The organism is Salibacterium halotolerans, assembly GCF_900115625.1.
GTDB lineage: Bacteria > Bacillota > Bacilli > Bacillales > Marinococcaceae > Salibacterium > Salibacterium halotolerans.
In genome coordinates this window covers 55485-68144 of sequence record NZ_FOXD01000011.1, presented here as the reverse complement: position 1 = coordinate 68144, position 12660 = coordinate 55485, and the positions used below count along the sequence as shown (strand labels likewise).

Below are 12660 nucleotides of genomic sequence, written 5' to 3'. Positions count from 1 at the left end.
CTACTTTCATGCCCTGTAAACGTCGTTATGAAAGGTTCTTCGTTACGTTTTAGGGGGCTTCAGGTGTTATAAACTGTCTCATGAACAGTTTATGGTTACGTTTGTACAGTCGTTTACGGTCTTTCCGGCCGCATGGCATGCATGGCAGTCGTATCATGCAAGGTTTCATCCTGCCATTGAACGGCCATTTTTCTCGCACCATTTTTCCAGTGCTTCGACAGCAGCTTCCTTGTCTTCCGGTTTAAACTGCACCTTTAATGGACCATTATCCTTTCGCATATCGATTTCCAAGGTCTGCTCATCTGTCCAGGACACCCCTCTCACCAAATGACTCCATACCTCAAGGGGGCCTACTTTGATCCACGATTCGTGAAATTCCACCTTGGTCCAGGATAACGAGGTACGATCAGCTAAAACTCCGTACCCATACAACAGACCGGCAACGATCAAAAATATGGACAGGACCATCCAATTTCTTAAAAAAATGTGCATGATACCTCCCGTGATCACAGCCAGAACCGCGAACGTCTTAGAATCCGTCGTACTTCCCATATCTTTGACTTCAAAACGCGCAATCACCATGCTTTTATCTTTAAGGATTTCTTTCCACTGGAAAATCAGATGCAGGGTCGCCCACATCCAGTACTGTTGAAGAATAGGAATGAAGACTACCAATTGTACACCGATTGTAATTAAAATACCGATGTTCCACGTTCCTAAAAACAATAAGGCTTCCAGAGGAATGATGGCATAAATCATCGCCTGATAGATCTTTTTCAAGACGGGATACGGTTTATATTTCCCTTTAAAAGAAATAGGAGGTTTCGGGTTATCAGGATCGATACGGGTCTTTTCAAAATGCCAATTCAGCAGGTAGTTCCAGTCTCCATCAAAATAATCTAAAAGATGAGAAATAGAGGAAGCTGTCGTTCGAATATAATTCCTTTCCAAAAACGTATTGTATGCATACTTTCTTTCCTGGGAATCTTTTGCTTTTTCTAATTGTATACTAAATCTTTGAAAGGTTATGGAATCGATAGTAAATAGTTGTATTATCCAAGGCTGGTATGCTTCCTGCAGTTCTTTCCACAGCTTTCGAATTTGAGCAGCGTTGGGTTCGGACAAATATCCTTCCGATTCTGTTCTCCGGACAACGTTTCTTAACTCATAAAGAAACCTCAGAATGTCATGTTCGCGCATCGTCTTATTTCGAAACAGCGTTATATACTCCAGTATCTCTTCCGTATCGTCCTCATGAAGCCTTTGTTTCAACTGCTCGGCGCTCCATCGAATTAACTGTTCCAGGGCTTCTGAATCCGGATGCAGCTGTTCCCGTTCTTCCAACAACGGAATGAGGCTGTCCGATAATGTTCTCGCCCACTCCCACGCCATGTAAGATTCATGAATCGGTCTTGCTGTTTCTTTGTCCACCATTGTTCCTTCGTCATCCAGGACCATCCACTGCATAAAATGGTCTTCTTCATCGATCTTTATCTGACCTACAAGATAAAAATACCTGCCGTCCTTCTCGATGGGAAACGTCCGATAGATGGGGAATTCCGGCAGAGCATAAGGTTTGTAAGCCTTTTTCTGCGCTTTGGTCAGCTTTTTTGTCTTATAGACCGGTTTCATGAATATCCTTTCCTTTATGAACGATTAAGCACTGTTCACAGAACGGCCGTTCTTCTCGCACCATTTTTCCAGCGTTTCAGCAGCTTCCTCGATATCCTCCGGTTTGAATTGGATTTCAAACGCTGCTTTGTCTTTACCCTGGTCAATTTTTAAGGTCCGCTCCTCTTCCCAGGACAGCCCTCTTATCTGAGGATTCCATACTTCATTAGGTCCGATTTTGATCCATGCTTCATGAAATTCCACTTTAGTCCGGGACAACGACGTGCGTGCAGAGAGTTCACCATAGCCATACAACAGGGCTGCGACAATCAAGAAGCCAAGCAGCAGCGGCCATTCCCTGGAAAAAGCGTACATAATGCTTCCAATAACGGCAGCCAGGATTGCCCCAGTCTTAAACGCCGATGCGGATCCCGTGTTGTCGACTTCGAAACTCGCAATCACCATGCTTTTATCCTTCAGGATCTCTTTCCACTGAAAAATTAGATGCAGGGTCGCCCACATCCAGTACTGTCGAAGAATAGGAATGAAGACTAACAGTTGTACTCCGATGGTAATTAAAACACCGATGTTCCACGTTACTAAAAACAATAAAGCTTCCAAAGGTATAATGGCATAAATCATTGCCTGGTAGATTTTTTTCAAAACGGGATACGGTTTATATTTCCCTTTAAAAGAAATAGGAGGTTTCGGGTTGTCAGGATCGATACGGGTCTTTTCAAAATGCCAACCCAGCAGGTAGTTCCAGTCTCCATCAAAATAATCTAAAAGATGAGAAATAGAGGAAGCTGTCGTTCGAATATAATTCCTTTCCAAAAACGTATTGTAGGCATACTTTTTTTCCTGTGAATCTTTTGCTTTTTCTAGTTGCATGCCAAACCTTTGAGCAGTTATTGAATCGATGGTAAATAGTTGTATAATCCAAGGCTGATATTCTCCTTGAAGTTCTCTCCACAAATTTTGAATTTGAGCAGCGTTCCGTTGGGATAAGTATCCTTCCAATTCTGTTCTCTGAATAATGTTCTTTAACTCATATAGAAATGCCAGAATGTCATGTTCGCGGATCGTTTTATTTCGAAACAGCGCTATATACTTCAGTATCTCTTCTGTATCATCCTCACGACCCCTCTCTCTCAACTGCTCGGTCAACTGCCCGGCGCTCCATCGAATCAACTGTTCCAGAGCTTCTGAATCCGGATGCAGCTGTTCCCGTTCTTCCAACAAAGGAATTAAGCTGTTCGATAATGTTCTCGCCCACTCCCACGTCGTGTAGGCTTCATGAATCGGTCTTGCCATTTCTTTATCCACCATCGTTCCTTCATCATCCAGGACCATCCACTGTATAAAATGGTCGTTCTCATCGAGCCTTATCTGACCTACGAGATAAAAATACCTGTCGTCCTTCTCGATGGGAAACGTCCGATAGATGGGGAATTCAGGCAGAGCATTAGGTTTGTAGGCTTTTTTCTGCGCTTTGGTCAGCTTTTTTGTCAGATGGACCTTCTTCATCGATTGATCAGCCTCCAATTATTATTCTTTCATCCAGGGTTCCAGTTCCTGCATAATCTCCTCTTCTTCGCCTTTTTCAAAATCATAATACTCCATTAACGATGCAAGAGCATTACTCATCTGTTCATTACTTTTTTCTATTTCCGCAGAATAATTTTCTTCCAGGTCCGTACTTAGATTATCATCGTACATGGCTTCATATTCCCCTTCTAATGGTTCATATGCCCGCTGCATCGCTTCAAAACCCTGTACAAAATTATTTCTTATTTTCTTCACATCTTCTGTCTGAATGTCCAATTCATTTAGTGTTGTTATTTGATTGTTCAAACCTTCCATCACCTGCGGATAATAATGTTCAATCTGTCCGGCATTCAAGGTCTGCACCGCCATAAAATCATCATATGTCTGCCAGAATTCTTCATTTAATGCCTGGCCTCTCACTTCTTCCGCTTCCTCGACAGCGTTATTCCCACAGGCGGCCAGCAAAAGAAGGAGCATCGTTATTGGTATTATACTATATTTGCTCATTTTCACCTGCCTCTTCCCCAATCTGTAGATCATTTACCTGTTCCGTGTAGGATACATCCAGTTTTGTACCGGAAATTAAGTCATGCAGCATACGGTCATCTTTTCTCAGCAACTGGGTTATCATACTGACTATATAAAGCAGTCCAAAAGAGTATAAGTATAAAAGATATGCAATAAAAAAATGGATAAAAAGCCTGAGAAAAGAAGGAACCTCGTACGTTACTGTTTTTATCTCGATAGATGCCAGTTTTTGTCCCCATGTCTGCCCTTCACGCCGATAGGCGGAAACCGCTAGCAGGAGCAGGATCATTCCATGAACAAGGAGTAAAGATATAACACTGGAAGAGATGAGCATATCCATCAACCATTTTAGTGGATAAAACAAAATAAAAAACCAGATTACTATATCTGTGAACAAGGCGTAGAATCGTTTAACTGCCATCTCTTATCCACCCCCCAGCGAAGCTCCGGAAGAAGCTTCAATGGAGACCTCATTGATTCCGGCAACTTTCATAAAAAAAAGGGGAGAGGAAACAGAGGCTTTGACATAAACAGAGGTGGAATCAGACTCAAATATTTCCATTCGTGCTTCCGGATAATTTGCATGTAGATAATCATCGGCGAGATTCCTGGCACCGGCTGGCTGTATGTCAATTGTACCGTCTTCTTCCCAAGCCGTCTTGTCATAAGAATCAAGAGCTGCATGTGCTGCAGCATCTACAGCTCCTGTAAGTTTCATATAATTAGCTGCCATTAGTCCGCCGTCTATAAGCAGTCCGCATAAAGCGATAAATACGGGGAGCATCACAGCAACAAACGGTACCGCGAAACCTTCTTCCCTTTTTAATATATGTTTCATAAATAAAGAATCCCCTTAATCAAAAATGCGGTACTCTGATTTATGTTTTAATTGGAACGATCCGCCGTTTGAGAGGAACGGAAGCGGCACATTGTAATAACAACGCACCTCCACCACAAAATCACTCCCGCTTTCTGTCGGATTTACACTTGCACAGTCTCCGCCGGCCGCAAAAGATAGAGTGTTATCTGCTGTTTGCCGGGCCTCTGTGGAAGCCTCCCACGTTGTACTTCCTTCTTCTGCTGTAGCAGCTGCTCCTGTCCGGGCTGCCTGATTCGCTGCTGTAACTACAATGATTTGATTATAAGTAATGATTCCAAGCAAAAGCCCTCCCACAATAAACATAATCAGGATCGGCATCACGACCGCAAATTCAGACACCGCCTGTCCGCGCTCATTATGAATAAGTTTCTTTAGTTGATTTACCATATGACCACCACCCAGGCGAGAAAGATGATTGGAGCAAAGGGAAATGTATCGTCTTTTTCCCGTTTGTCGGTTTTATAGATGATACTCATTCCCCATCTCCAAAAAATATCTATAATACCGCGGATCCCGTCATAGCGAAGAATTTGGGTGGCTGATAATAACACGCCTCCCCCAATGGTGAATATCCAGAACCAGTATGTATCGGGAAATGAAAGGGTCAGGGCTGCAGCAGCTGCCAGCTTTGCATCTCCTGCACCCAAAAATCCACTGATCCAGAGCAGAAAGAACACTATAAGTGTAGCTGTCATACTGACTACATACAGCCACCACTCAACTGGAGTGTTTATCAACAAGTGGAGAATACCTGATAGCAGGATTATTACAATGAAATAGTTGGGGATGCGATTTTGTTTTATGTCTTTGTAAGCTGCATAGAGTAGTAGTACTGCTGTTACTATTAATACTGTCAATTCCGCATCCCCCTTTCTTAAGGTGGGTATTCTTACCCACCTATATTTAATGAGCTGCTGATACTATCAAATATATTTCTAATCTGTTCGCCCATAGTTGAAATAAGCCCGACGGCTGCAACAAGAATAAGCCCAAGAATAACACCATACTCACTTAATGCCTGACCTTCTTCTTCCTCCCAGAACTTTAAAAGCAAATTTTTCACTTTTTTTCCTCCTTTTTTAAAGTATAGTTCAGATAATAACCGTAGGCATCGTAATCAAAACCTTTAATTCGAATCATCTTGTTTGTAAAACGGTGTCTGAAAGGCAGTGCCTCTCCGGGCTGCAGAACGGATTTTGATAAATAAGGTTCAAAGGAAGAGGATGCCAGAGCGTTCATCGTTTCATTTCTCAATGTTATCGTGCCATTCTCCAGTTTTTCCTGTGTAAACTCCTTATTTTCATAACCATTTCGGATCACACCCGTTACAACTAAGTCTGCTCCATCTCTTGTCATCATCGTTGCCAGCATATCGATGGTGTCTTTTTGAACGGGAGGATAGCGTTCCATCATATCTTGTTCGAAGTAACCAAGCGTCTGCTCCTCAAATTCTATAACGTCTTTTTCTGTAATTTTCAATGTCGTATTCTTCCAGCCGCTCTTTTCAATAAGAGCCTGTCCTTCCGCCCGTATAGAAGGGCTGCTTTCCTCTTTAGAAGTACTCTCGTTTAGTGTCTGCTCTGCCGATGCCAATGCTTCCGTCATGTCTCTTTGCTCCATGCGGTGAAGCCATTTTTCATCCAGATTCTGTTGACTCATCACCTCCTTATCTTCGTTTTCGGAAGAGGATGCAGCATTGGTGCTGCATCCCGTTACAATACTGACGATCACCATAAAGCTCAGGACAGAATATACTATCTTCATCTTAGCTGCTACCCCCGAATATACTGGATACGCCGGAGGCAATACTTTCTCCTACATTTTTAGCCGCATCTTTAGCGGCAGAAGCAGCGTTTCCTACCGCATTCTTTGCAGCATTCCAGCTGTTTTTCGCGAGTCCACTGACTCCCTTAACAAGTTTTGGTCCGTACATGACCCCAAGTGAAACAATGCCCGCAGCAGCGGCACCCGTTGCAAGCAGCGGCGCAGCTGCCGCCGCCGCTGTGCCAGTAAATACAGTTGTTGCGGCTACAGCAGCCAGACCGAGTCCGCCACTGGCAATATCAGCATACCCGCTAACCGTGTCCTGCCATCCATCGCCAGATGTGACTTTTTTATATCCATCATAAAGCGATAATCCACTCAAAGCTCCACCAGCAATCTTCCCTACTGGAGAAGATGCAAGATTTCGTACTTTTTTTCCAACTTCGGAATCCATCGCTTTATTGATAACATTGGCTGTACTGTTCCATGCGTTTCCTACTGCCTGGCGTCCGCTTTTCAGCATATCACCAACGGCTTTACCAGTATTGGAATTTTCAACGGCCTCTCCAAACTGACTCATCCGGGAAAACCCTTTGCTGGCTGCCGTCAGCGTCTCTGTCAATCCTTTATTCGTCCATTCCGTTGCAACAGCCTTCATATTATTCCATTTATTTCCTCTGGCTGCTTCCCTTTTTGCGTCTGCATATTTCAATGACTGTTCAGTCTTGGCCGCTCCGGCATCGGCCATCTTATGGAGTCGCTCCGATACATTATTGACCATCATTCCGGCTGCTTCCACATGCTCATCCAGTTCATTTAAGGCTCCTTTTGTTAAAGCTTTTAAACCATTCCCGGCCATATTCACCGGTTTATCTAAGAGTCCATTAAAGAGACCTGCGTGAATTCTTCCTGAACGAGCTTCTATTTCATAAACATTTAATTTTTCACTAAACTCTTTTGCTAGACCATTATCCCCGATTAAAGCTAATTGTCTCGTTAAATAGTTCTTCTCTTTCATGTTTTGTTGTATACCAAATTCATTCACAAGTTGCTGGTACTGCCTGGCTGTTAGACTATTTTGTAACGTGCTGACAGTTCTCGAATAGGCCTCACTATCCGTATCTCTTGTTCCAGCTAAAGCAAAAGCGAGAGAAGTAATATTTTTCCCTTTCGCTTTTCCATCCCGAAGATTATTCAGACTCCCGAGTACTTCGTCACCATTTTTGACATCATTCAATATATTTTTAAACTGACCTGTATCTCCGCGGGATTCTGATGCTCCGGGATTTCGAGTACTTTCATCACTGCCCTCTGTTCCATTTTCTTCTGCTCCGGAACTATCTTCCCCAGATGCACTGGAGTCTTCATCGCTGTTACCAGTATCGTTTTTGTCTCCGGAACTGCCTCCATCATTGTTCGTGTTGTCTTCTCCGGAATTATCTTTTTCGGATGTGCCGGATTCTTCATCCCTGTCACCAGCATCGTTTCCGTTACCGGAACTGCTTCCATCATTGTTCGTGCTGTCCTCTCCGGAGCTCCCGGAGGAGTCATTACCATCTGTATCAGTACCGCCACCTGTTCCTTCCGGGTCGGTATTCGATCCTCCGGTGGTGCCGCCGTTTCCATCTCCCCCTCCGGATCCGGAACCAGGCATCCCATGGCCTCCTCCATTTCCAGAGTTGTAAGACTCATCGGACTGATCAATTTTTGGCACAGGAGGATCTCTGTCCTCCTCATCCTCTTCCGCCGATGCCGAAAGCAGAAGGAGTGAAGCAGAACCAGCTGCCGGCTGGACTGCCAGAAATACAGCGAGAAATAAAGCCAGTACGGTACGTAACTGTTTCACGTCTTTTCCCCCTCCCTTTTACTTCACTGTCCATTTTGAAAAAAGTCAAACAGACTTAGAACAACAGGACCTATCATAAAAATCATCATGGCAGGAAACGCCAGCAGCACAAGGGGGAGAAATAATTTCATAGAGGCCTGCTCCCCCAACTGCTGCGCATGTTTTTTCCTGCGTTCCCACACTTCTGCTGCCTGCAGTCTCAGTGTTTCCGTTATTCCGGCACTTCCTCTTTCAAGATTCTGTGTGATAGACGAAACAAACCGGCTCACTTCATCGACTTGACAGCGATATCCCACCTCTTCCAGGGCACGGCCCTGTGGAACGCCCATATTGACATCGCGAATGACCAGCGTCAGTTCCTTTGAAAACTCACCCTTCTGTTTCTCTGCAACTTCCTGAATGGCAGGGAATAAATTGGTTCCTGCGTCTGCCAGAATGGAAATGGCATTCAGTGCATAGGGCAGCTCCCTTCTTATTTTTTCCTGTCTGGCTTTTATCCGCCCGGAGAGCCAAACGTCTGGTATTTTATATCCCAATGGGAGAAAACCAGCGGCCAGAAAGAACATAGTCGGATTTCCGCCAACTCCCCCAAGAAAGAGGAAATAAACAGCAGCCGTTGCAGCAGACAGCACTTTAAACGTGATAAAATGATCAACCGACATCTTCTCCTGATAGCCTGCCCGGTTCAGCCTCGACTGGAGAAATTCTTTTTTTTGATGGCTGATCCGGATATTCAAAGCAAGCATCAGGCTTTGTACAAGCGGATTGAAACGTTCAAGAATACCTTTCCGCCTGACTTTTTCTTCAGGTGACTCTTTCATCAGCTTCTTTCGGAGAATCATAGCCCGGATGGAAGCTGCAGGAAAGAAGATAAGAATGAGCACCAGGAACACAAGCACAGAAATAACCAATTTCATTTTTCATCACCTATAAGTCAATGTTTGTTACTTTCTTGCCGATAAAGAAATTGGCCAGAAGTAGTAAGGCCCCGATAAACAGCATGAATGTTCCGACTGTCGACTCATACATCGGCCGTAGATAATCCGGGCTCACCACCATAATGAGTAACACGAAAACGACTGGAAAAATACTGAGCATGTTCGCTTCCATTCGTTTCTGAGCCGTCGCTACCTGTATTTCCTGCTGAACCATAATTTTGTCCGAAATGCGTTCAGACGTATTGTGAATAACATGATTAATGTTTCCTCCTTTGGAACGAACAGCCAGCAGAGAATCTACAAATTGGGTGACATCTTCCAGCTTCATCTTTTCTTTAAATTGACGAAGGGCTTCGTCTACAGACATGCCGAACTGAATGTCATGATTGATTTCATTTATCTCGTCCAAGACCGGCTTTGATTTGTGGGCGATAAGTTCTTTTTTCAAATCGTCCTCACACCTCTTTAACGCAATCTGCAGGGAAGTCCCTGCACGGATAGAGGTAGCGATAGACCCCATGGCACTCCTGAACTGCTGAAGAAACAGCTGTGTTTTTTTCCGCTCCATTCTCCCCCTTCGATATTTCGGAAAATAGAGAGCCGGAAAGATAAAGAGAACGGCCAGAAATATCGACCGGAAGAACATAAGGCCGACACTGAACAAGACGGAAGCACCTAAAATAAAGACAATTACATCTGTTTGATTAAACCTCTTGTCCCTTTTTTTCTGCTTCCTTTTTTCCACCGTTTCCCTGTACACGCCGGCTTCTTTCCAGCGTTTACCGATGCCTTTCTGATGGGGAAGACGTTTTTTTGCAAATAATGTTAAAAGATCAAGAAAGGCTGTGAGGACGGCAAGTGCTGAAAAAAATACAAGCAGTAGCAATAACGGAGTGTTCATAGCGCTCCCCTCACTATCGGAATGTTTTTCATTCGATACTTGCTGAAACCGGCCCCTTCCCACTTTTCCGTCTGCGATATTTCTTCCCCTGTGGGTTGAAGGGACCCTTCTAGCTTTTCCCTGGTGCTCTGTTTCGGGTCCATTTCCCACTTCAAAATATCTTTGGTCTGGATTTCATTGTTTTCCAGGTTTTTTACCTCGGTGATTTGCAGCACTTTTCTCGATCCATCACGAAGACGTCCAAGTTGAACGATAAGTTCTACAGAAGAGGCTATTTGTCTGCGTATCGCCGGGATAGGAAGTTCGAGACCAGACATCAGCACCATTGTTTCCAGTCTGGAAAGCATGTCATCGGCCGAATTCGCATGCCCGGTTGTCAATGAACCATCATGACCTGTATTCATGGCCTGAAGCATGTCCAACGCTTCTCCACCGCGGACTTCCCCGACTACAATCCGATCGGGGCGCATACGCAGCGCTGTCCGCACCAGTTCTCTCATGGAAACTTCCCCTTTTTCTTCGATATTCGGAGGTCTCGTTTCCATTCGTACAAGATTGTCAATCTGATTCAGCTTCAGTTCAGCGGAATCCTCTACTGTAATAATTCTTTCCCTGTTGGGTATCGAAGCACTTAGTGCGTTGAGGAACGTCGTTTTCCCTGAACCCGTCCCCCCGGAAATGACAATGTTATATTTAGCACGGACGAGCTGTTCCAGAAACGCAGAAGTTTCTTTATCCAGTGCTCCGAAAGAGACCAGCTCAGCCATCGTAAAGGGACGTTCGGGAAATTTCCGTATCGTGATGATCGGGCCGTCCAATGAAATCGGGCGGATGACAATGTTGACACGCGAGCCGTCAGGAAGTCTCGCATCCACAATCGGATCACTTTCATCCACTTTCCGGTTAATAGGGGCGACTATTTTTTCTATAATGTTCATGACTTCCTGCTCACTGTTGAAAGAAATCTCATGACCATCTTCATCTAGTGCTCGTTCCAACACTCCCTGTTTTTCGATGAAAATTTCTTCCGTCCCGTTTACCATGATTTCGGTAATGTCACTTCGTTTAATTAAGGGATCAATCACACCGAAACCGACGAGCTGCTGCTGAATGTCTTCCGCTACTGTCCTTTTTTCGTAATTAGAGAGCAGCAGATCCCTGAAGGCATGGTCGGTTTCTTTTTCAAGATTCGACCAGATAGAAGCAGAAAGCTTTTCGGGCTCAAGGAGAAGACGGTTATTTTGATTGTTCTCTTTCATCAGCTTTTCCCGTATTGTCTGTTTCAGCTCATGCATCCGCTCTTCTTTATACTGCTCCGATGCATCATATCTCTCTTCCTGATGCTGTTTCTGCTTGATAGCTTCCTCAATGCTCATGTCTGTGCTGCCCCCTTCTTCTGTTTCTGACGTTTCTTTCCGCCGCGTTCTCCTCGTTCTTTTGCCGTGAATACGGGAGAGATGAGATGGGCCACTTGACGATAATGCCGATTCAACTTCAAATTAGACTTTTCAGCAATCAGGATTCCTCTGTTCGCGTACCCTTGAATTTGTTCGTATTTATCTGGAATGACTACCGAAATGTTCATCGATAATATCGATTCCAACTCAGGTACCGGAAAACCTAAGGCATCTTGATAATGATTCAGAATCAAATAGCGGTTCTGCATCGGCTTGTTCAGTGTATCCACTAAATCCAGGGCGGCAAGAAGGGCCCAATTAGCTGCCAGATCCGTTGTCGTTAAAAACATAATGTCTGTCGAAGAACTCATCAAAGCTATGTTTTTCTCGGTTAGATCAGATGAAGTATCCATAAGAATAAAATCATATTGACTGTCCTGAATACCTTCCAGGATTGCATCTGTTTTTTTCAAATCCAGCGACGTCATCTTCATAGCGGAGCCCGCCGTTAACACGTCAATCGAATGACCATGTACTTCCACAGATGTGACAGCGGATTGGATAACTTGATTCAGTTCTTCTGTGCCGATGGACGGCTGTTCCAAAGCGCCGATAATATCAGATAGTCCGCGTTCCTGGCGGGGAAGCTGCAGCTGAAGCCCGACCGATCCGAACGTGGCAAAATCAATCACGAGGATGCGATATCCCTTTTGCGACAGCTGGACTGCTGTATTTAAACAAACAGTCGTCTTACCCACGCCGCCTTTTGCTGAATAAAAAAGAATATTTTTTCCTGTTTCCGTTTGTTCATTTTCCGGATGAACATTCGTATAAAGTCTTGAAGGAGCACTTGATTCGAAAGTTACCATCCGCTCAGCTATAATCCGCATTGGAGTTCGTTCGTACATCATTTCTACATAAGGTTCCCTCAGTGGGACACGGGTATGAAAAGGATCAAGTCCTTTTGTAACAAGAATAATCTTTTTAAAACCTGCCTCGATAAGTTCGTCCTGGTCCTTGGCTGCGTTCGTCACCTGGTCCAGAGAAAGGAGAGCGACATCCGCTTCTACATCATCAACTGCAGCTGAAAGGTTGTCGACAGAATCATAAGCCGAGGATAGCTTTACAAAAGGCAAATAATTTTCAATATGTTCATGAAGAGCTCGCAGAAAAGATGGCTCAAGTCCGCAGGTAACAACAGTCATGCCCGTTGAAACCGGAGTGTCTGCCTTGTATTCAGCTGTCAT

At 44.4% G+C, this 12660-nt stretch carries 14 protein-coding genes; all 14 read right to left on the bottom strand.

Going from position 1 to position 12660, the window contains the following annotated elements; translation table 11 throughout:
- Positions 1 to 165: 165 nt before the first annotated feature.
- The 14 genes from BM124_RS10620 to BM124_RS10555 are packed head-to-tail and all read right to left on the bottom strand — an operon-like array spanning position 166 to position 12660.
- On the bottom strand, positions 166 to 1632 hold the full coding sequence (locus BM124_RS10620; protein WP_093337437.1) for a hypothetical protein: 1467 nt from the start codon (positions 1630 to 1632) through the stop codon (positions 166 to 168).
- Positions 1633 to 1656: 24 nt separating this feature from the next.
- Positions 1657 to 3138 carry a hypothetical protein gene (locus BM124_RS10615; protein WP_093337436.1) on the bottom strand — a complete coding sequence of 494 codons (1482 nt, stop codon included), beginning with the start codon at positions 3136 to 3138 and terminating at the stop codon, positions 1657 to 1659.
- Positions 3139 to 3159: 21 nt separating this feature from the next.
- Positions 3160 to 3666, bottom strand: coding sequence for a hypothetical protein (locus BM124_RS10610; protein WP_139217117.1), 507 nt, complete (start codon positions 3664 to 3666; stop codon positions 3160 to 3162).
- A complete protein-coding gene (locus BM124_RS10605) occupies positions 3653 to 4108 on the bottom strand; it encodes an RDD family protein (RefSeq protein ID WP_093337433.1) in 456 nt (151 codons plus the stop codon). The genes BM124_RS10610 and BM124_RS10605 overlap by 14 nt, the downstream gene beginning before the upstream one ends.
- 3 nt (positions 4109 to 4111) lie before the next feature.
- Entirely contained in the window at positions 4112 to 4525 is a 414-nt protein-coding gene (locus tag BM124_RS10600; protein ID WP_093337431.1) for a TadE/TadG family type IV pilus assembly protein, read from the bottom strand.
- Positions 4526 to 4540: 15 nt separating this feature from the next.
- Entirely contained in the window at positions 4541 to 4954 is a 414-nt protein-coding gene (locus tag BM124_RS10595) for a TadE family protein (RefSeq protein WP_093337430.1), read from the bottom strand.
- Positions 4948 to 5424, bottom strand: coding sequence for a prepilin peptidase (locus tag BM124_RS10590; RefSeq protein WP_170841098.1), 477 nt, complete (start codon positions 5422 to 5424; stop codon positions 4948 to 4950). The genes BM124_RS10595 and BM124_RS10590 overlap by 7 nt, the downstream gene beginning before the upstream one ends.
- 32 nt (positions 5425 to 5456) lie before the next feature.
- Positions 5457 to 5630 carry a Flp family type IVb pilin gene (locus BM124_RS10585; protein WP_093337427.1) on the bottom strand — a complete coding sequence of 58 codons (174 nt, stop codon included), beginning with the start codon at positions 5628 to 5630 and terminating at the stop codon, positions 5457 to 5459.
- Entirely contained in the window at positions 5627 to 6331 is a 705-nt protein-coding gene (locus BM124_RS10580) for an SLAP domain-containing protein (RefSeq protein ID WP_093337426.1), read from the bottom strand. The genes BM124_RS10585 and BM124_RS10580 overlap by 4 nt, the downstream gene beginning before the upstream one ends.
- 1 nt (position 6332) lies before the next feature.
- Positions 6333 to 8177, bottom strand: coding sequence for a hypothetical protein (locus BM124_RS10575; RefSeq protein ID WP_093337424.1), 1845 nt, complete (start codon positions 8175 to 8177; stop codon positions 6333 to 6335).
- 23 nt (positions 8178 to 8200) lie between these two features.
- Positions 8201 to 9094 (bottom strand): type II secretion system F family protein, encoded by an 894-nt coding sequence (locus tag BM124_RS10570; RefSeq protein ID WP_093337423.1) that lies wholly within the window; start codon positions 9092 to 9094, stop codon positions 8201 to 8203.
- Positions 9095 to 9104: 10 nt separating this feature from the next.
- Positions 9105 to 10016, bottom strand: a complete 912-nt coding sequence (locus BM124_RS10565) for a type II secretion system F family protein (protein ID WP_093337421.1) — start codon at positions 10014 to 10016, stop codon at positions 9105 to 9107.
- Positions 10013 to 11392 carry a TadA family conjugal transfer-associated ATPase gene (locus BM124_RS10560; RefSeq protein ID WP_093337420.1) on the bottom strand — a complete coding sequence of 460 codons (1380 nt, stop codon included), beginning with the start codon at positions 11390 to 11392 and terminating at the stop codon, positions 10013 to 10015. The genes BM124_RS10565 and BM124_RS10560 overlap by 4 nt, the downstream gene beginning before the upstream one ends.
- Positions 11389 to 12660 carry a CpaE/TadZ family protein gene (locus tag BM124_RS10555; protein WP_093337418.1) on the bottom strand — a complete coding sequence of 424 codons (1272 nt, stop codon included), beginning with the start codon at positions 12658 to 12660 and terminating at the stop codon, positions 11389 to 11391. The genes BM124_RS10560 and BM124_RS10555 overlap by 4 nt, the downstream gene beginning before the upstream one ends.

Excerpts from the sequence above, each read along its gene's own strand:
- BM124_RS10555 (WP_093337418.1), bottom strand. The coding sequence starts at position 12,660 with ATGACAGCTGAATACAAGGCAGACACTCCGGTTTCAACGGGCATGACT.
- BM124_RS10610 (WP_139217117.1), bottom strand. The coding sequence starts at position 3,666 with ATGAGCAAATATAGTATAATACCAATAACGATGCTCCTTCTTTTGCTG.
- BM124_RS10580 (WP_093337426.1), bottom strand. The coding sequence starts at position 6,331 with ATGAAGATAGTATATTCTGTCCTGAGCTTTATGGTGATCGTCAGTATT.
- BM124_RS10620 (WP_093337437.1), bottom strand. The coding sequence starts at position 1,632 with ATGAAACCGGTCTATAAGACAAAAAAGCTGACCAAAGCGCAGAAAAAG.
- BM124_RS10565 (WP_093337421.1), bottom strand. The coding sequence starts at position 10,016 with ATGAACACTCCGTTATTGCTACTGCTTGTATTTTTTTCAGCACTTGCC.
- BM124_RS10595 (WP_093337430.1), bottom strand. The coding sequence starts at position 4,954 with ATGGTAAATCAACTAAAGAAACTTATTCATAATGAGCGCGGACAGGCG.
- BM124_RS10560 (WP_093337420.1), bottom strand. The coding sequence starts at position 11,392 with ATGAGCATTGAGGAAGCTATCAAGCAGAAACAGCATCAGGAAGAGAGA.
- BM124_RS10570 (WP_093337423.1), bottom strand. The coding sequence starts at position 9,094 with ATGAAATTGGTTATTTCTGTGCTTGTGTTCCTGGTGCTCATTCTTATC.
- BM124_RS10605 (WP_093337433.1), bottom strand. The coding sequence starts at position 4,108 with ATGGCAGTTAAACGATTCTACGCCTTGTTCACAGATATAGTAATCTGG.
- BM124_RS10615 (WP_093337436.1), bottom strand. The coding sequence starts at position 3,138 with ATGAAGAAGGTCCATCTGACAAAAAAGCTGACCAAAGCGCAGAAAAAA.
- BM124_RS10600 (WP_093337431.1), bottom strand. The coding sequence starts at position 4,525 with ATGAAACATATATTAAAAAGGGAAGAAGGTTTCGCGGTACCGTTTGTT.